At 57.3% G+C, this 22,007-nt stretch carries 4 protein-coding genes and 2 pseudogenes; 2 read left to right on the plus strand and 4 right to left on the minus strand.

Annotated elements, in window-relative coordinates:
* Nucleotides 1–11: 11 nt before the first annotated feature.
* Nucleotides 12–17,342, minus strand: coding sequence for an Ig-like domain repeat protein (locus YS110_04380; protein UJB64054.1), 17,331 nt, complete (start codon nucleotides 17,340–17,342; stop codon nucleotides 12–14).
* 2 nt (nucleotides 17,343–17,344) lie between these two features.
* Nucleotides 17,345–17,770 (minus strand): hypothetical protein, encoded by a 426-nt coding sequence (locus tag YS110_04385; protein ID UJB64055.1) that lies wholly within the window; start codon nucleotides 17,768–17,770, stop codon nucleotides 17,345–17,347.
* A 357-nt stretch (nucleotides 17,771–18,127) separates the two neighbouring features.
* On the opposite strand from YS110_04385, the pseudogene YS110_04390 reads away from it, so the two are divergent.
* Both YS110_04390 and YS110_04395 read left to right on the plus strand, forming a co-directional pair.
* Nucleotides 18,128–19,004 (plus strand): annotated as a pseudogene (locus YS110_04390) (IS3 family transposase).
* A 37-nt stretch (nucleotides 19,005–19,041) separates the two neighbouring features.
* Nucleotides 19,042–19,512: pseudogene (locus YS110_04395) on the plus strand (transposase).
* A gap of 161 nt (nucleotides 19,513–19,673) precedes the next feature.
* Here YS110_04395 and YS110_04400 read toward each other — a convergent pair.
* Complete coding sequence (locus tag YS110_04400; protein UJB64056.1) at nucleotides 19,674–20,576, minus strand: pseudouridine synthase; 903 nt, start codon at nucleotides 20,574–20,576, stop codon at nucleotides 19,674–19,676.
* Between the two features lie 90 nt (nucleotides 20,577–20,666).
* A complete protein-coding gene (locus YS110_04405) occupies nucleotides 20,667–21,893 on the minus strand; it encodes an HD domain-containing protein (GenBank protein UJB67345.1) in 1,227 nt (408 codons plus the stop codon).
* Between the last annotated feature and the right edge of the window lie 114 nt (nucleotides 21,894–22,007).

The raw sequence follows: 22,007 nt of genomic DNA on the forward strand, positions 1-22,007 counted from the left end.
AACTTGAAACATCATCTTGTTTGTGTTTTTCCGTAGATGGCGCGGGCAACGAGGACGATGGCCAGGTACATCAAGGCGAGCGCAGCCTTGTTCATGGGCCACAGAGGAATTTGCGCTGGTTCCTGCAAGGCAGCGGTGGCCACAAAGGCAAGGATCTGCTGCGTTTCGTTGCCGGCCTGGTCGCGTGCGGTGATGTGCAATTGGTGCTCCCCAGTGCTGCTCACGCGCTGGCCCGGGCTGAAGGGCTGCCCATCGAGGGTACTCACGACACTCTGCAAATGCGCGTCAGTGACCTGGAAGGCAATGACATGCCCTATCGGATAGCGCCCGCCATTGAGCACACTGAGCTGGTCGATGACTGGCGGTGTGTTGTCCATGGTAAGGACATGCGCCACAGCGGGATGGCTGACGCCGCCGAGATCGACCGCACGAACCCGCAGCGTGACGGGGCCATCGGCCTGATGGGGGACAGGTATGTCATAAACGCCGCTGCCACGCGGCTGCATGCTGGTGTAGATGGTGCTGGCACCAATAGCCATTTCCAGACGGGCGACATTGCCGAAGGGCTGGACGGAAGCGACGAGGAGTACGCCAGACTTGACGATGGCGTTGGCTGACGGCTCCGTGATGGCGACCGACGGCCCATTGGCACCCGCGGAGGTCACCTCGAATGTGACGGACACGATGGTTTCATTGCCCGCGATATCGCGTGCAGCGACAGTCAACGTGTAGAGGCCCGGCGCGGCGATGGGGCTGCCAGAGACGTAAGGGCTGCCATTGAGCGTGCTGGAACTGCTGCTCAGGTGGAGGTCGCTGATGGCGATGGCAGCGCTGGCCGAGCCTGGGTATTTGCCATCGTTGGCAATGCCGCTGACTTGAACGCTGGGGGCGGTGTTGTCCACCGTGAAGTGGCGCACTTGCACGTCGGAAGTGTTGCCCGCGTTGTCGGTGGCACGCACGGATGCGGCATGCAAGCCATCAGGCAGGTTGCCCACCTCCAGGGTGTATTTGCCGGTGGTGGCAGAAACGCCCATCCCTGCCCATTGCGGCTGGGCATCGAGTTTTTGCTCAACCCCTGCGACCCCTGAGCCGGTGTCTGTGGCGGAGACTGCCAACAATGCGCCACGGCGAATGTGCGCCCCCTCGATGGGCTGCTCGATGAAGACGGCAGGTGGCGTGTCATCGACCATGGGCAGACGCATGGAGAACTGGAGCGTGGCTGTTGCAGTATTGCCGGCCTTGTCCACGGCACTGACGCTCAAGGTGTAGTCGCCATTGATGGAAATGGGCGTACCGCTGGCATAGACAGCGCCGTTGAGGGTGGCCGAGCTGCCGAGCAGTGCGGCATCCGTCACAGTGATGACGGGAGTGACTGCTGCACTGTATTGCCCTGCCGTGACGCCTGTGATGGTGATCACGGGCGGCGTGTTGTCAACCGTGAAGCTGCGCGCGCTGGTGCTGGCTTCATTGCCCTGGGTGTCACGGGCACGCACTACGACACTGTACGCACCATCCGCCAGCGTATCCAGCGAGGCTGCGTACAGGTTGGCAATGTTTTGGCTGGCATCGATAGCCATCGGGGCGAATACCCCACCGTCAATGCCGAACTCTGCGGCTGCGATGGCGGACTCTGCATCCACGACCGTGGCGGTCAGCCCACCGGTGCCGCGCCGTAGGTAGGCTCCTGCCAGCGGCGTTTTGATGTCGATCACAGGAGGCGTGGTGTCGGCGGAATTCGCTGCAATGCTGAAACGGACCATTTGGCTGGCGGTGTTGCCAGCCAAGTCGATGGCGTCCACTTGCAGTACATAGGCCCCGGTCTGGCTGATCTGGGTGCCAGACACATAGGGTGAGCCGTTAAGGCGGATCTGGGTGACGGACAGGTTCTGGTCGGTCACGGCAACGACGGGGGTCACGGCATTCGTATAGGCAGCTTCGGCAACGCCGGTTACGGTGATGACCGGGGCCACGCTGTCCACGACAAAATTGCTGTGTACGGGCTGGGACACATTGCCGGATTTGTCGGTGGCACGCACCGCGATCCTGTGCATGCCATCGGACAGTTGCGGCAGGACACCTGCATAGTTGGAGCTGACGGGGTCGGCCAACGCCGTGCTCCGCCAAGCGCCGCCATTGACCTGGAATTCAACCTGGCGCACGCCAGACAGCAGGTCGGTCGCAGCGGCGAGTACCGATTGCGCGGCACGCAGATAGGCACCCTCCACAGGCTGCTTGATGACCACCGTCGGTGGATCCAGTTCGAACAGGGCGATTTCCCGTTGCCTGAGCAGGTTGGGGTTCAAACCGCTCTTGGCGGCGATGCGCTTGAGCACAAGCGAGGTGCGCAACTGGATCCACAGCGTGCCGATGGGCATGCCCACAGCGGGGAAGCTGAAGGTCGCGCGCGTTTCGGTACCACGCGCCAGGGAGGCGACGTCGTTCACCCAGCGAGCCAATACTGTGCCGGAACGAGGGTCGATCACGTCCACCTCGTACTCGAAGCTGCCCAGATCGGTCTCGCCAATGTTGGTCAGAATGACCGTGCCGGAGATATCCCCCGTGTAGGGCGTACTGGAGCGGTCCAGCACGATGTCGCCCGCCAATGCGGCAACCGGGCTGGCTGCCGCGACGATGTCAAATGCGGTGCTGGCATGCGCGACGTCTTGCCCCCCTACCTTGCCACTCAACTCAACCGAATAGGTGCCCAGGGCCAGGCCACGGGTGTCCAGCGTCTTGGCCAGTTGTGCGGGTGAGAGCAGCCCGACGGTGTCCGTCGTTTCCAGCACGGAGTTCCCCCCTGCATTGCGCACCTGAATGGAGGCTTGCATCGTGCTGGTGGTTGGAGAGGTTCCCGCCGGGTCGATCTGCGCGACGATGCGCGCCATGTTCCCCAACGCATAAGAAGAGCTGTCACTGCTGACCTTGGCACTGACCTGCACATGGGGTTGCACCAGGAATGCCGCTGTGGACTGGGCCAGCACAGTGTTGCCATGGGTCCAGACGGCCCGCACCTTGTAGGGGGCATCGAAAATGGCCGGAACAGTCCAGCTGAAATCCACGGTACGGCTTTGCCCATAAGGCAGCAGCGGCTGGTTTTGCACCGGCAGCGTGGCCACGCTGTAGCCTTGCTCGTCTTCGATGCTGAGGTTGAGCTGTCCCGCAATATCGGCCTGCCCGTTGAAAAGCATCGCGCTTGCGCTCAGGGTGGCGCCGACCGGGTACGTGGCCTTGTCGAGGCTGACAGCCACAGTCCGGGCAGCATCCGCATCGACAACATGTACGGGCAGAGCAAGGAAGTTGTTGTCTTCCGAGACTTCATCCACCTCGTCAGCTGCGTCCACGGCAACACTCAGTTGCCAATCCCCAACGGCAGCGAACGCTGTATCGGCCCTGAAGACCTGGCTGCCGCCGGCTGCGATTGCCGCCGAGCGGGTGTTCAGCAGTTCGATGCGTGTTCCGCCGGGCGCAATCGCGAGCATGCGAACGCCCACGGCCGGAGCATCGGCCGCGCCCTGGTTGTTGACAACCAGCGTGATACGCGCTGGCACTCCGACCTTGGGAACCTGAGGCACCACCGAGAGATCCGCTGCCTGCACGGAGAAGTCGGGCTTAGCGTTCTGCTGCGTGCTATAGGTCACGCTGATGGCTTTCGACTTCGGCCCGACATTGCCTGCAGCGTCGAAGGCATGCGCGGAAAGCAGGTTCTCTCCGGCCTTCAACTGCACAGGCGGAAATATGGTTGTTCCTGGGAGCAGGTTGGACGTGATGCTGCCCCCCCCTTCGATGAAGAGCACACCGGATTTTGCCCACTGAAGCCGGTAGGCAGATAAACCGATAGCACCCTCTATCGCAACCGTGTTGGTTCCATCCCAGACATGCAATTGATCTCCGGAAATAAACGCCAGCGCTCCTGCAGGCGAGATTGCATAGTCATCCACGCCATTGGCCTCGGACGTTACTGCAATGGGCGGGCCGTCTCCTATCTTTACGCGATAGACCTGTCTGTCCCATGAGGCGGAATCGCGGCCTGCGAAATACAGGGACTTCCCGTCCGGTGTCCATGCCAGCGGTCCTTGGGAAACAAGATCGGGCGCCATAACCGGGCTCGAAGTGCCATCACTCAGTGACAGCACTTTGAGTTCGCTGCCATCAACGATGGCAACATGTTGCCCGCCAGGAGAAGCCGCGTATGCGGAAAATTCGTGGGACGCCGTGGCGATGGAGCGGCTCGCACCGGAGTCGGCTTGAATCTCCAACAGTTCCGCCCCATAGTGGGCCGTGGCAATCAGCCGCTTTCCATCGGCGTGCCAAGCCAGCGTATCAATAGGTGCGTCAGAGACGCGATCGGAGACGCTGCCATCTCCCACCCTGACGATCTTGATACTGTCGTAGCCGTTGGACAGTGCGATCTGCTCGGCGTCTGGCGACCAAGCCAGCGATGACCATCCATCGATTTGAGGAACGACCCGCTCGATCGTGGGAGAAATGCTTCCGTCGAGGCCCACCACCAATCGTTTAATGACCAGCGCGCCGTCTGACAGGTATGCGAACCGGTCCCCATGCGGGGCTTTCACCCAGTTTCTGTAGACGCTGGCGACGGGGATGGATTGAGTCGCCGCCAGGGCCGTGGCCATGGACAAGGTGGTGCCATCCCGGCTCAGCGTAACCTGCGCGCCCGGTTCGGCAAACGCACGAACCGACGTACTGTTGTGATCGACGGACAAAGGATGGTCACTGTCGGTCGGATAGAAGATGGCCGGCGCCAGGGGAGCAACCCGGTCAAGCGCCACTCCACTGACCTCGTTAGACGATGCCCCCTCATTGCCAACTACGTCACGCGCACGCACCACATAGTAATAGCGAATTCCATTGATGACCGTGGCATCCGCATACGTCAGCACCTCGAACCCCGTCTCGTCCAGCAAGACGTAGGGCCCGCCCACAGCTTCGGCCCGATAGAGGGCATAGGAAGCCGCCGTCCCGCCGGAAGTTGGCGGCGCCCAATGCAAGCGAAGTTCTCCCCCTGCCGGCGGTACTTCCAGCGTCAATTGCAAAGGAGCGCCAGGCACAGCCGAGGCAATGGATGCGACTGCATCGTTCGAGAGTTGCCCCACGTTGCCGGACCGATCGATGGGCCTGACGGTGTAGGTGTACAGGCCGTTGGTCAATGGACCATCCACATGCTCTCGCGGTTCGCTGGCAAGCACCGAGGCGATGACGGCACCATCACGCAGAACTTCATACTTCTCCACATCAGGAGCCTCGCTTTCACTCCAGCTCACCGTCGCTCGCGCGCCGCTCACGCTGACGCTGGCCTCCACAGGCGGAGGGGGCGTGTAGTCACCAATGCCACTCGGACTGGAACTGGCCGCAGTACCCAACAGACCAAGGGTACTCAGGGCCCGCACAGAGACCGTGTGAATGCCATCGCCAACGGACATGTTCTGCGAAGTGCCCACGACAACCGGCAGTGACTTGCCTTTCACATTGCTGATCGTCGGAGCCTGGTAGCGATACTCACTTGTTCCGATGGAAATGCGAATGCGATCGGTGTAATAAGGCGGATCCAGCAGCAGCTGCAAGCTGTTCTCAGAATTCGCTTGCTCCTCCTTCAGCGGTACCCATACGAATCCATCCCAGGCTTCGATGCTGAAACGCATTGGGCTCTGATACACATACGAATTCCAGAGGATCGATAACTCTGTAATGAGCTCCTTGCCAGCAGCTCGCAACTCAATACTCGCATGCGTATCTTTGTATGCCGGCTGCCAATATGTGTAATCGTACGAATCAATCGCTCGATCTGCACTGGCATACCCGCCCGCGCTCGAACTTGCCGTGGCATCGACAAAGTTGAACGGCATTGGCATTGGTTTACCGTCGATCTGAACCACATATCCGGCAAGATCCGTGCTGCTGCTCGGGGTCCAGGTGACCAGATACGCACTGCCAGAGGCTGCGGCAGTGACATGATCAGGCGGTGCAGGCAGATCGCCTCGCGCTACACGCACACTCGCGACTTTGCTGTGATTGCCTTGCGGATCGGTTTGCCGGGCCGATATTCCGTTACCGCCCTTTTCCAGCGGCACGGCATCGCTGCTGAATTCACCACTGGCGTCGGGAACAGCCGACTGAGAAACCGTGGCTCCGCTCTCTGGAACGACCGTTATCGCAACTGCATCCGTGGCATTTGGAGAGTTGCCCTTCAATGGAGAAGAAACAGATGCCACCGGCGTGTACGGTTGCTTCAAATAGACCGAATAAACCACTGCGACGGCTGGAGAGGACGGATCCGACTCGTTGTCATCGCTGTTGACCGACAGCACCTGGTACCGATAGTTGCCATCAGGCCGATCTATATCCACAAAGGTCGTGCTGGCTATCATCGTAGAAGTCAAGCGGATCGAGCTGGAATCCGCATTCGCCGCGTCCGAGCGCTGCACGTGGTAGCCGCGCACGTTGCTGCTGCCGCTGGCAGTCCAATTCAGGGTCACGGTCCCACCATCAACCAGCGCGGTCAATTCGGAAGGCGCCAATGGCCGCTGAAGGTTTTTCCGGGTCACCGCAATGGTGGGTGGCACCGGGTCGGTATGGCCAGCCAAATCCGTGGCCACCGCGCGAAGCTGATAACCGCCATCGGCCAACCCATTGGTATCCCAATTGGTGCTGTAGGGTGTCTTATTACTGGTGCCGATAGGGGTCCAAGTGGAAGCGGATGCCGGCTTGTACTCGAAGCGAACGCTGGCAATATCCTTGTCCGGACTGACTGCTCGCACGTACACCACACCATCGACGTTTGCCCCGTCGACAGGTTGAATGATCGTCGCTTGCGGTGTGCGATTGTCCACCAGCACGCTAGCGGGATCGGAGCGGCTACTCTGGTTTTCCGCCTGATCGACAGCGACCACGGTATAGACGAACGTACCGTCCGGGAGTGCTTTGTCCAGATAGGTCGCCGCGTTAAGCAGATAGGGCCGGATAGAGTTGTCATTCAGATCAATCTGGTTCACCAGTTGTCCGTCACGGTAGAGTAGATAACCGGCGAGATCCGATTCCGTGTTGGCAATCCAGTTCAAAACCACGTCGCTGGAGCCGGAAAGCTGCGCCTGCAAACCCATGGGTTTCGCGGGAGCCAGATTGTCAATGGAAACTACCACTACGGCGGTAGAAACTCCTCCCTGGATGTCTTCCGCCGTAAGCCGAATGCTGTAGATTGCCCCCTCCGGGAGGCCCACGGTAGACCAGTTCGACAACACTCCACCCTGGATTGGAAGTGCCGATGTCCGCAGGACGGTCCAGGTGGTCGGCGTCTCTCCTGCCCCGACTGCAACCTCGTATGCACGGAAATTCATCGATGCGAAGGCACTGCCCTCAATGGACACCACTCCACTCACTGACGTATGGTGCGTAGGTTTGGTGATTTGCGCGGTCGGCCCGCGCTCATTGATATTGATGGTGACGGTATTGGAGCGTGGACTCTCCAGACCGCTATGCGATAGCGCGGCAACCGCGTAGGCGTAACTTCCATCGAGCAACCGCACGTCCAGATATTCCATTCCGGAAAGCGGTGCGGCGTTGACCCGGATATCGTTCCGGTAGAGGTTGTAGCCACTGATGCGGCTGGACTCGTTTGTCGCCGTCCAGTTCAACCGCGCATCGCTGCGTTGCTCACGCCGCCCGGACAGAACGGGCGCATTCGGAGGCGTCGTGTCGATTTGCAATGGCACGTCGAAGATCGACGTATTGCCACCTTTGTCGAGTACAGTGAGCCGCAATGTGGCGGGGCCATCCGGGGGCAGACCGATCAACGAACCCAATTCGCGATTCTGTATCCCACCTGTTCCCCTATTGATGACGGTCAAGCCATCCAGGCTCTGTCCCACTCCGCTACCGATCTCAAGTTTCCAACTTTCCATGTTGACATCGCTGGCAGTTCCAATCACCGCAATCCTGGTTCCAATAGCAGCATTGGCTGCTGGTACCGTGATGACTGCCGTTGGCGGGGTGTTGTCGACATTGATCGATGTATTAGCCACACCGACATTGCCTGACCTGTCCGTTCCGATCAACTGTGTCGGATAAATACCATCCGGAACAGTCGAGCCGTCGAAGGGGAACAACACAGCGGTGGGAGATGACGCCACAGGCGCCGCAAGGACACGCTGATCCTTGATCGCCAACTCCACACTGAGAAGATTAATGTCATCGGCGGCGCCGCTGATGTCGGCCGGCCTGGCTCGGCTGACGAAAGTTCCCGACACTGGGTTCGAGAACGAAACTACAGGTGCTTTCGAATCGATCTCGAACTCGGTCGATTGAAAATCGGTGTAATTCTCGGCTTCATCGTTCGCAACCACGCGAATCCGATATCGCGCATCATCCAACCCAAGCTGATCCAGGCTCCCCAGCATTGTATTCGCGAAGGTTTGTGATCCTTCCGCAAGCAGCAATTGCTTCGTACCTGGCAATGGGCCAACGATATAGACTTGATAGCTGTTCAGCGTCAGGTCCGCGATAGAACCTATGAACGCTGCGTTGCCAGGCAGGAACGGGCGCAATTCAGACTTCAGAGTGAACTGCGGTGCAGTGGTATCCAGCAACACCGAGGTCTCTTCTGTTTGAATATTGGTCGGATCAGCACTGGATATTGCCTTGATTTCCAGGATATATTCACCATCCAATGCAGGGACAAGGGCCGAATTCTTGCCATCCCACATAACAGTACGCTCGCCCGGCGTTGTAAAGACCTGCGACAGGAGTTTTCGCACCACGACACCGCCTCGCTTGATGGTTAGATTCATTTCTACGGGTTGGAATACGTCATAAACAATCCGCGAGGTGTCCAGTCGGCCATCACCATTCGGTGAGAACGGGTAGGGAGATGCTTCGAACTTGCGAATCAACGCAATGGGATCCTGGGTCCGAAGCACGCGTACAGCCTCTGAACTCAACTCAACCTTATCGCTTGCCCTCAAACGCAACGTGATGGTGCCTCTTGGCATAGTGGCATCGAGCACTGCAAGCTTTTGCAGATCGACCGCCTTGGTTCTGGATGCAATGATGGTCCAAATGTCTGGCTCCTTGTCAGTGCTGTATTCAAGAACCCATTGCAGCAGGTTTTTATCCTTGATGCTGCCAATAACATCCAGGAACGAACTGGTAACATTCCCGGCCGCTGGCTTATTGATTTGCAAATCAGGCGGCGTCCTGTCCACCTGGACGATCAAGCTGCGGCGGACAGTATCGAGAACGGGACCGGCTCTGGGTACTTTCTTGTTGCCGCAGCCATCCTCATAGCTGATATCGAAAGTGTATTCACCATCGAGCACGTAATGACCAGCGTCATCCTTACCGTCCCAAACGATCTCCCTCTGGCCTGCCAGCACGGGCAATTTGTTGACGATTCGGCGAATGATGCCATCCGCGAGAGAGCGCTGATCATTTACCACAACGACACGGCGGACATCCACGGTCACACTTACCGGTTCCATCGGATTTATCGCCAGCGATACGCTACTCAAGCTGCTGGTCGTGCCGGGCGAGAAAAGCCGCATATCGACACTCGGTGCATCGACATCAACGGTACCATCAAGGTAGAAATTGACCTGCCGGCAAGAGCGCGCTCCAGACCAATCATATACCACCACCCGGGCTGCGACAGGGCCCGAAATATTGACAATTGGCCCTAGCTCTCCAGCTATGCGCCGTCCTGTCATGTAAGAACGATCTTTTTTCCCCTTGGAACTCCGAAGAAATTCTCTTTTCTCGTAGGGAAGCTGGCTATCGTTCCAATCCGGTGGATCCGTAGGATCAGGTCCATAAATACTCGGCAGACGGCCCTCCACAGGCTGCCAAGACTGATCACCGTCAGGTAGTTCGAAATTCAATTCGTAATCGAAACCTGCGGCGTCCTCGATTTCAGAAATCGGCCGCAGCACGTTGGCGAAAGCCTCTCCTACACCGGCTCCTCCCCTATGCGACTCAGGAATTCCGCAAACACGCTGATTCTCTTGCGGATAGGTAATTCTCAGCGACGCAGGCGTATGGTCGATGGGAACTGCAAGACGGCTGCTGCGCTGCACCCCATCCCGGTCTGTAGTTATCCCGAGCAGCGTAACATCACCTTCAGGAAATGATCCGTGTTCAAACGTGAATTCATAGTCCTGATATTTTGGATCAACCACATTAAAGATCAACTGACGACCACCATCAGGCCTCTCCACATAAACCTCGAATGTCACTAGCGGCACGCGTCCTGCATCTCCAGGCTCTGGAGTTGCGAATACATGCCATTGGTGCATGGCAGGCTCATCACAAGCCGTGAAATTTGGGCGAACCTTGAATTGAACTCCACCGCAGCCTAGCGCCACCATGGTGGTCTCGATTTTTCTGCGATTATCTTCCAGAACAACTTCTGCACGCAATTTATATCTCGCGCAAGAAACATATCGCCCCTCACGAGAGAAATAAAACTCAGAAGGAGGAACAACAGAGTTTAATGATTGACTATGTATCTTGCGCTCAATCGAAAAATTAGGATCATCATCACTAGATGCAAATACCTCAAGAGAACGCGCGATACCAGCTGTTTTCAGAACCAAAACGCCCTCAAGTGATCCGACACTAGCGAACCCCCTCTTAAAACCTATATAATTATTATCATAAACAGCAACTGCATCCGTAAGATATTGCAAACCACTCCGGCCAACAAGTTTAAGCCGGATGCTCACACCTTGCTCCACAGAAATATTTTTATTAAAGAACGCGACCATCCCATAATTCTGTGGAATAGCGCCACTCTCATCCAGGACAGAATTCTCTACAGTCTCGACGTGGGGAATCTGTTTTTCCGCATTATTCAAATAATGGATACCCATCCCATCATAGATGGGATAAACCTGAACATTGGGCTGCTCCAGCCATTCCCCTTTTTCCGCGAGAGCCAGCTCATTAAACTGAATGGAAACAGAAACAATGGGGTCATTCAATGTCTCCGCAAACACCAATGCAATGCCTGCAGCAGGTCGCAGCTGCTTTGCTTTTGAGTTATAAAGAATGCGAAGACTCTCCCCAGGATTCGGATGAATTTCCCCATCAGGCAAATCATTCGCCATGATTTGCCCGATAAGGAGAATTTTAGCATCCTCCAATGACGGTTCAAATTGCTGTACCGTACGATTGCCAGCGAGGTCAACCACAACCAGCCTGAACCGCCTATCCACATAATCCACAAGCGGAAGGTAAACAGAAAATTCCTTATTTATCTTGTTTTCACTATCGATAACGCTCAAGGACGTTCTATAAGATCGCCATTTTGATGGAGAAACTCCATCACCGATCTCCAATTGCACTGATTTGAAATTAACATCGCTGACGGATCCTCGCAGAACCGTAGTACGGATCATTGACCCATCAACAACACTAAACGGCTCAGAATTACTCAATGCATGGATTATAGGAACCGCATTGTCGACAGTCACAAAAAAGTCAAAACCAACAACATTTATTCTATATTCTCCGTCCACAACAATCTGACCATTATTATCTCTACCGTCCCACAGGATATTTGCATCGATAGCTCCAACGGGGTGATCACGAGAGATCGTCCGCACCAAAACGCCTTGCCGATTAAAGATGCTGAATTCCAAATGAACAGGTTCCAGCACTCTGTAGCTCAACCTCATCTCATCGTTGCTGCCATCACCATTAGGCGAGATATAGGCTGGCTCCCGAAGAATATTCGTAATTGGTGGCCCCGCCTCGGCGATAGTGATCCTCCGAAGCTTCTGCTTCTTATTGCCAGCTAGATCTTCCGCTGTCATGCGGAGGGCATACCTTCCCACGCCTGGCGCAGCCCAAGTAGTGAGATCTTTGTTCCAGACGGCAGTTGATTCAGCAGCGAGGATAGGGTGCCAGACGTCTGGAGCGTCATCACTCGCATACTCCAACCAATATCGTGCGAAATTTTTATCGGCCACACCACCATGTACTTTTACCGAGTTGCCATCTGCTCTACGAGACAGCACCAGATCGATTTGGAGGTTAGCCAACGAACGGAAAACGTAAGCATCCTCACGGTAGGACGTATCATCCACACCACAGGAAGAGCCGTCTACAGAACTTAATGAGGTTCTATAGATCAATCCCCGCCCATATTCAATGAAGTCACTTTCATTCCATGCATGTTCTAGAGCAGACCCAACTCTTATAGTCGGAGGTGCATCGCCAAATAATACCCCCGTCACTTCAACAGGATCTCTGAGACCAATTACACGGTAGTCGGAATTATCATCATCAAATGCAGCCGCCTTGGATTTTTTTCTTTCAGCATATCTATGCTCTATGGATATTGGATAACTATGGGCAAGCACTTCATTTCGCCCGGGAATAGCCGTCAAGTCAACATAAAGCCTATCGCCATTCGGCTCGATCTTGTGCATGAATGCAGTGAGATCGACAAAACGCCCCGACCGGATATCAATGCGCCGGATAACGACAGGACATTCCCTGAATATGTCACCGCCTCCACGACATTCTTGCACCATGGGAACATAAAGCTCGGAGGAGTCATCTGCCCAAGCTTCGTTTCCACTCTGGAACGGAATTTCAATTTCCCTATAGGCATTACCAGCCTTATCAAGCAGAATAAATTTATTATGCAGATTGGCAACCAAAAAATCACCACTGGGCGTCCAATAATATTCACCATCCAAAATTTTGCGATTCCCATCGATCAGATCGATGAGCACGTCACCATCATCAGCAGATTTGGCAATAAGCCTACTTCCATCCGAAGATATCTGCACACCATTAACGCTGGACACCCCTAGATCACGCTGAGCGCCGGTCGTGATATTTATTGCATTCAAGCCACCATCATCGGCAGTAACAATGACTTCTTTATCTTCATTGGCTAGTCCTGCAAGCATTTGAATGTGCTTATTGTAAATAACTCTTCTTTCCTCACCTTCGCCCCCCGCAGATACGAGCTGGTGCTTTTCCCGGTTGTACGCTACGATATGCGTACCCTGGTTATTCGTGACAAAAGAATCCCACCTTGAAGGCACATCGCTGTCAGCCCGCTCCAGCAAGCCACCCAATACTTTCCGCAATCCCCGTCCCCAATCATCGATTCGATAGATGCCCGCAGGCAAGTCTTCCCAAACATCCCGTGCGGTGGGAACATCAATATAGAAACCTGCGCCGTCCGGAATCGATGTAGCTCGCGAAGCCGAAGGAAAGTTACATGTCAGACGGGTATTAGTACCGTACGAAGAACCTATCGCAGACAACAGCGAGCTACGGTTGGTGTCCACCTCCACCGAATCACCCCCCATGATTACGCCGTCCATATTCCGCACGGTCAAATCGTATCTTCCGTCCTGCACAAGCCTGCCATCATCGTCTAGGCCATCCCATTGCCATGAACCAGAAGATTCGGAGGCTTTCAACGCGGTGGTACGCACTAATCTGCCGGATGCATCTCGTACCTGAATGCTCACCGGCATGGCTGCCGGCAGCCGGTAGCTTAAGACCGTACTGTCTTTGACTCCATCGCCATTCGGAGAAATATAGGCCTCGGAAAGAGCAAAGTTTCCCTCCTGCGTTCCGAAGGGAATTTTCGCGCTGTTGTTGGTGCGAATACGTTCCTTGACAGTAAATGAGGGGTTCACCACTACCGTGATGAAACCGAGGCCCGAGCTGGCAGGAGCATTGAATTCAAAATGTGCGATGGAATTGGCCTTGCCTTCTACTGAGGGCAGCACTACGTCAGGTGCCAACTTAACTCCGCTATCGTCCCCACCAATGAATGCACTCACCACGACATTACTCGCGGCCTGCTCGCCCAGATTGGAAACCACTACGGACAAGGTGGAGACCTCACCGGGCTTGGGTATGGATGGCGTGAGGGTAATGGCTCCTTGGGAAATAGCGAAATCCGGTAAGGTTAGTACCTTTATATTCTTAAATGTAATATTGTCTTCCAGCGTTATTTCACCGGTTTGGACATGTTCCGGATCTACCGATACGAAAACAAGACGTTCCGCGGCCGTCGGAACTTCCCAGTTGACAGTCGCGGTTGCCTCGCCGTCTGGCGGCACGGCAGTGATGCGAGCCACGCCGATAGATACACCTCCGGCCTCTGGATCTCCGTCATGGAACTGGACATTGAAGCTGGATGAAGGGATATCGCCCACATTACGCACAACAGCGCTAACTGCGACGTTATAGCCTTCCAGCGCTGGGGTAGGCGCAAAACTCAGGTCTTTGTAGCTCACTGCCAAGTTCAAGCCGGATGTGGCAGCTACGTCGAAATCCACTATCGCGACGTTATCAGCAGTGTTTTCGTCACCACTCTTCTTTTCAGGGTCCATCTCCACGACGAAGCTATAGCTTCCGCCCTGCCCTGCCCGCCACGCAATCTGCTGTTCGGCGGCTGCCCCCGCAGCGATCTGCACCACATTGGTCAGCATGGGGATCGTGCCCGACTGGGAGCGAATGCTGTAGCGAACATTGAAGGACGTCGAATCCAATGTACCGGCGTTGAGCAACCGCACGGTAAATGCCACATCAGCCCCCGGACGCGGCTTCTCCGGAGATATAGTGATGTCCGACTTGTTTACTGACAGTGAAACGCCACCCGTAGTCCTGAGCGTAACGGAAGCGCTGTTGTTGGATCGAGTGGCCTCATTAACAAGCCCTTCGGGATCCAGCTCAACGGTATAGACCGTAGCACCGGCCTCGGAAAGCATGGTCTGGAATTGCAGTCCGGTTGTTGCGCGTCCCGCCACATCGAAAACAGCATCGGCAACCCGGATCCGAGATTCCCCGGTACCACGCCACAAGACAGCTTTCGCGTTGCTCACGGCCGCAACGCCGGCATTGCTGACGAGTGCGCTGATCTGGATATTTGTGGGGAGCGTTGATATCGTCGATGGTGTTGCCCACACATCACCGTCCGCTACCAGCAGGTCGGCAAGTTGATTGGCATCTTGCACCATCAACTGCAGCGATGTGATGTTGTCCTGCCGATTCAAATCAGCGATGGCTTGTTCAAGGTCCACGACGGCAAATACCGTATGTGGTCCGGCCCGAGAAGTGGTATTCCAGATGACTTGAACCGTTTTGCTGTCGCCGCTTACCAACGCTGGAATTGCCACAGGCTCGCCAATAGGTATGCCTCCAGCGGCAGGATCACCATCGAAGAAGCGCACGGTGCTCGGTATGGATTGAATCGTTCCCAAATTGATGACCTTCGCCGAAAGGGTCACCCTTTGTCCGTCGAAAACCTGCAGAGGAAAAGCCCGAAGGCTCTCAATAGCAAGATTTGTGGAAGATGCATTGCCCAGCAACTGCAAAGCCAGAACCGTACTGTAGACGCTCCCCTGCCAACTCCCGTCTAGGCGCTGACTTTCGGCAACGAAGCGCTCCGCAGTCGCGATATTGATATCCGACCTGAATCCAGCCTCGGACATTGCCAATACCACATTGGCGGTATCATGAATTGAACTGACGCCATCCCCGAACCCCCCGTCAGTATTTTGATGTTCCTTAAGAAAACGCCGTGATTTCACAAGATCTGGATTCCCGTCAACAAGGCCGGCCAATGCCTTGAGCGATTGCGATGTAACAGTCACTCGACTAGGACTATTTGGCGCATTCCCCCAACCTCCATCGGCGTTTTGCCACGAAAGCAAGATGTCCATCGCAGGTTTGAGGAGGATTCCATCGGCATTGACCTTGCGCAACGCCTGTAGGGCAAGTGCCGTATCGAGAGGGTTGCTTCGCAAACCATCACCCAGGCCCCAGCCACCGTCAGGATTACGCCCCCCCAGCAACATGGAAACATCGTCAACGCTGCGTTCAGAGGCTGTGCTCTCGATTAACTTCCTAGCAAGAAAATCGGTGTTTCTTGCCTCTTGGCTGGCAAGCCAGAGTCGAGCGGAATTTAATCCGCTATATACAGGATCGGCTGTGCGGAGGTAGGAGCGAGCGAGGAGCGTATCCCGGGGAGCGAGTCCTGCGGCATCCATGAAAGAACCATCAGGCTTCTGCTGTATTTTCAGCCAAGCAAGACCGGCTGCATTATTCCCTGGATTTGCAGCGTCAGGCGTACCTGGCGGCAAGATGGTGATAGGGAAGCCCGGTTTTGCCGTATGCGTTGGCTCTGAAAATACATTAGCATTCCCCATCCCATGAGTCAATGCGTTATAACGCAAACCGACTTGCCGACGCGCTTGGGCTACAACATTAACTTGCGCCGGGTCAATTGCTTCGCCAGGTCGAACAAGATAGATGAACGCAAAACGGAAAGATTTCTGCGATGCATCTGCACTTGGTATACGATGTCCTTCGACAGAAATGATATCATCAACAGTAACGGTGCGTTTTATTCCGCGAATAGTTGTACCAACTGGCGGCGGCAAAGCTGTCGCATCAATATTAGCCGCTTCGACAAAAACAAAAGGGGGAACCCTCGACTTATCGATCATTCCAGCCAGATAAAGATCTAGCGGACTATAAATACTCCTAATTTCCGTATTGGTGAATGAACCATCACCATTATCTCGCCAATTTGCCCCATACATGACGGACCCTTGCGAATCCAAGGGGTAACTCCAGTGGGAGCCACTCTCACCAAGTAGGGCTTCGCTTACTTTCCCATTCCAGTCGCGAAATCTGACATACGACCCCCAACGGTGCTGTACCTCATGGGCAAACGTGGACAGCATTGAATCATAGTTTGGATTTGACATGGAGGCAGACATGCGAGTAATGGCTGCCATATCCAAATAGCCCTGCAAAACCCCCTCGCTACCAAATGAACGAGAATTATCAAATACCTCTAGGCCAATACCCTCAACATCATTGCGGACATCATTATAGAAAGCTCGCGCATCTACTCCATCACTTGAGATTGTAGGAAATTCAAAACTTGTAAATACCACCAAGAAATCATAAACATCGGCATGCGCGCGAAGAAACTCTTTTCCAATCGTCTTACGAGGAGCATAAAGCCCCCTATCATAATCTCCCGAAAATTCTATAATGCTTACATTATTCTCATCACGAATGAACCTAGCAACGCCAGGCAAATCATTCTGCAGCGTCTTTGCATTTATTGGAATCGATCTATTCTGCGTTGACGCAACCAGATTTTGCGGAAAGAACAAAAGCAAAAATAATACAAGCAATGCACCAAAAACATCACCCCATCTTCCGCCGCAAAAAGATAATATAAATCCAAAAATCCTCAGAAACTTGCGCTTTACATAAGCAATATCTCCCAACATCAGATGAATCACGATGCCAAAAGCCATTCCTCCGAGAATTTTTTTCATAATCACGGCAGAATCACCCATCCGCCTGTAGATGATCGCGCTGGGGGCTGCAAGCGCGCAATGCTTGTAATCTGACTCCCATTGAGCAATGTGATACTGATGCGATCAACTTTTTCTTCGCCGGCTGTAGCTAAAGGTTGAAACACCGCTGTACTACCAGATATTCCTGCCAGATAAACTGAAAACCCAGGAATTGCAGCGCCACGTTTCGTAACAATGAGACGCCCACCATCTATTTTAATCACAGCCTGCTGACGCCTGGCATCTAGCGCAATGATACTCAAATATTTTTGGTCACTTTTTGCCCAGTACCAAAAATCTACCGGCGAAGTAGATTCGCCACGCTGAATAACCTGAGCTAACGAAGGCGATGGTGAAACCGCACATGGACACAAAGCAAATACCCATACAATGTTTCGCCATAGCATGGCACATCTCGCACCACAGCAGCGCAGAAATCCACCCAGGCACATATCCCCCCCTTGTTTTTTATCATATTGCCCCGTCTATCATAAAAGACAACAATCAGCAACATGCGGCGCCCCAAAAAGTCCCGTCTACTTTTTTTAGTAGATGGCAAAGCCTCCGGAGGAGTATTGATTTTTCTCAACCTTTGCATGCCCATTGCATTTTTCCGGCTAACGCCTGAGAGGCCGATCCAAGCTTAATGCGGAAAACATCATCTACCGCACAAGGCAGGGCCTGTGACCTTGCCCCTGGAATGACCTTGCCCCCGAAAGACGTATCCCTTGCTGAGTGTTTCAATGCAAGCAAGGAAGACGTAAATGACGAAGACGGCAAGAGCGCGCTACACGCTCGAATTCAAGCAAGAGGCAGTGCGGCTGGTTGAGGGCGGGCAGAGCATCGCGGCGGCAGCGCGCACCTTGGGCGTGGTCGAGCAGACCTTGTTCAACTGGGTCAAGGCGCAGCGCGAAGGCAAGCTCAGTGGCGCTGACAGCAAGCCTGTGAGCGCCGAGCAGATGGAGATCAGCCGGCTGCGCGCGGAACTGGCGCGTGTGAAGATGGAGCGCGACATCCTGGAAAAAGCGACGGCGTACTTCGCGAAAGCGCAGCGGTGAAGTACGCCTTCGTCCAACGCCACCGACGCGTGTGGCCGATCTCGGTGCAATGCCGGGTGCTGCGAATCAGCATAGCGGGCTACCACGAGCACTTTGTGCGCAAGGCCAGCCCGACGAGGGCTGGTTGTTCCTGGCGGTGGTGATCGACCTGTTCAGCCGCCAGGTGGTGGGCTGGTCGCTGCGGGGTGACATGACGCGCGACATCGTGATCGACGCGCTACGCATGGCGTGATTCAAGCGCCACCCGCACAAGCAGGCCGGGTTGATCTTCCACAGCGACCGGGGCAGCCAGTACGCCAGCCACGACTTCCAGGACGCGCTCAAGGCGTGCGGCATCACCAGTTCGATGAGCCGCAAAGCCAACTGCTGGGACAACGCCTGCAGCGAGACGCTGTTCGGGTCATTGAAGGTGGAGCGGCTGCACGGCCAGCGCTTCAAGACCAGGCGCGAGGCGAAGGACGAAACCATAGCCTGGCTGCTCTGGTACAACCGTGCTCGATTGCACTCGACGCTGGCCTGCGTCAGCCCAATGCAGTTCGAGCAGGACTGGCTTGCCAATCAACCACGGCAAGCCAACTCATGAGATCAGCTATGGGATACGGATTCCAGGGGCAAGGTCACTCAAGCACGGCTTCATCCGCCGCATCGCCACGGGCACAGCCAGCGAGCACGACGGACACCACTTCGACGAGGTGCTGGACATGCACAACACCGGGCGCAGCGTGCACACGGACAAGGCCTACGCGAGCCGGCAGCGTCGACAGATGCTGCAAGTGCTGGGCTTCGTGGACGCGATGCAGCGCAGGGCCCAGCCGGGCCAGCCCCTGAGCGAGTGCCAGAAGCGGCGCAACCAGCGCATTGCCAGCAAGCGTGCCCAGGTCGAACATGCGTTTGCCGGCATCCGGCACATGGGCGGCAAGTTCGTGCGCACGATCGGGCAGGCGCGGGCCACGGTGGCGATGACGATGATGGCTGCCTGCTACAACATGAAACGCCTGGCGTCGTTCCTGCATCGGGGCGTGGATGCGTTCTTCAAGCCCCAACCGGGCACCTGCAAGGCACAGGTGCGTCCGCACACAGCGAAAGCATGAGCCGCTGGGGCCGCCAGGCCCCGGGGGCACGGGGCTCGGCCCCTTGAGCAAGCGCTACCGCGCACTCAAGGCTCGGGAATATGCGCGGATGGCATTGATGTTCTGCGCGGATCAGGGGTTATGAGAGGCTCCCTATAGGGTCGCCTCCCACCAAACGCCCCCTACCTCAACCCCAACCCACTCTCAAACCCCCGCCCTTCCCCCGTCACCGGATCGACAAACTCCAGCCGCCGCGCCAGCAATTGCAGCGGATTGGAATAGTCCCCGTCCGGCGGATCGTTCACCTCGGGGTAGAACGCATCCCCGCGCAGCGGCAGCCCCAGCGCGTTCATGTGCACGCGCAACTGGTGGCGCTTGCCGGTGATGGGCTCCAGCCGGTAGCGCGCCCAGGGGGCGGCCACCTCCAGCACGGCGATGCGCGTGTGGGCGTTGGGCTCGCCGGGCACTTCGTGCATGCGGAAGAACTGCGGGCTTTCCTCGATGCGGCTGATGCGCTCGCACGGGAACGCGAGTTCCGGCCGCCACGGCGCGACGGCCTCGTACACCTTGCGCACGCTGCGCTCGCGGAACAGCGCCTGGTAGCGCCCGCGCGTGGCGCGCTGTACCGAGAACAGCACCAGCCCGGCGGTGTCGCGGTCGATGCGGTGGATGGGCGACAGCTCGGGCAGGCCCAGCTTGCGCTTGAGGCGCACCAGCAGCGTGTGCTGCAGGTAGGCCCCGGTGGGCACCACGGGCAGGAAGTGCGGCTTGTCGGCCACCACCAGGTGTTCGTCCTGGAACAGCACGCTTTCCTCGAACGGGATGGCGGCCTCGTGCGCCAGCGCGCGGTAGTAGTACAGGCGCAGGCCGGGCACGGCGGGCCGCTCGGGGGTGGCGCGCTGGCCGTGTTCGTCCACCACGTCGCCCGCGGCCATGCGGCGCACCCAGTCGTCGCGGGGCACGGCGGGCAGGCGCTGGGCCAGGAAGTCGAGCAGGCTGCCCTCCACGCGCGAGGGCAGCACCACGCAGCTCGGGCTCACGCCGTCGCGCAGCGGCAGAACGCGGGGGTCGTGCGGGTTGTGCATGGGGTCGATGGTTTCAGATTTGATAGCTGCCAGCGCTTGGCTGGCAAGGGCTGGAGGCCATTTTCATGCACAACGCCCTGCGCGCGTGCCTCACACGCCCGCCAGCCACTGGCCGCAGGCGTCGCACCAGTCGGCCACGGCGGCGTCGCCCGCGCTGGCGCGCTCGGCCAGCCGGGGCCAGCGCCGCTGCACGGCGTTGACCAGGGCCTGCAGTTGCCACAGGGCTTCGCCCCCGACCAGGGCCAGCTCGGCCAGGCCCTGGCCGTCGCCCTGCAGCAGGGGCAGCATGTCGGCCAGCTGGCGCGGGTGCGAGCCGGCCTCGGTAAGGGCTTTTTGCAGTGCCGCCAGGCGGGCATCGATGAAGGCGCCGGCCTCGGGCATGCCGGCCGCCAAGGGCGCGCGCAGCTGTGCCCAGCGCGCGAACGCCTGGGCCAGCGCGCTGGCGTGCTGCTCGGCCTCGTGCTGCATGGCCTGGGGGTCGGCGCCCGTGGTGCTGGCATCGGCCAGCAGCGGCAGCACCAGCGCCACCAGCGGCGCAGGGAATTTGCGGTGGTTCAGCCGCAGGGTGAGCGACAGGCGCTGGGCCGGGTGGTCGGCGTATTTATCGAAGAAGGCAGCCACCACCTCGGCCAGCAGCAGCACCTGGCCCATGGCGGAGATGCGCGCGCCCTCCAGGCCGCGCGGGTAGCCGGTGCCGTCCATGCGCTCGTGGTGCTCCAGCACCGCCTGCGCCACGGCGGGCGGGTAGTCCGGCTGCGCGCGCACCAGCAGCATGGCGGTGACGGGGTGGGCCACCAGGTGCTTGCGCCCGGCGCCGGCCACCTTGTGCGCCGGGTCGCGCCAGATGGGGTCCATGTGCAGCACGCCGATGTCGTGCAGCAGCGCCGCGGCGGCCAGGGGGGCGCAGCCCGGCGCGTCCAGGCCGCTTTGCAGGCCCAGGTACAGGGCCACCAGCATCACGCCCACGCTGTGCGCGAGCAGCGCGGGCTGCTGCTCGCGCATCACCGTCAGCTTGAAGGCCATGGGCGCGGGCAGCGGCAGGGCCGCCAGCGGGGCCAGCAGCCGCGCCTCGCCGCCCACGGCCTGGGCCATGCGCTGCAGCAGGGGCTCCTGGCAGCGCTGGCGCGCCAGGGCGGCGATGGCGGGCAGGTCCACGGCGTCCTCGGCACTCAGGTGGCCGTCGATGCCGTCCTGCAGGCGGTGCTGCACCAGCCGGTCGTACAGCCGCGCGTCGATGCGCGCGCCCTTTTCCACCAGCTTGATGCCGCTGTCGTTGTAGATGGCGCTGTGCGCCACCACCGGGCAGCGCTCGGCCATGTCGGTCACGGACTGCAGGTAGTGCGGGCCGTCGGGCGGCGGCGCATTCAGGTCGATGGGTGGGGTGGCAGCCATGGGCAAGAAATTCTCAAAACCAGCGCGGCCCAGGCCAGC

This window comes from Acidovorax sp. YS12, from assembly GCA_021496925.1.
Taxonomy (GTDB): Bacteria; Pseudomonadota; Gammaproteobacteria; order Burkholderiales; family Burkholderiaceae_C; genus Paenacidovorax.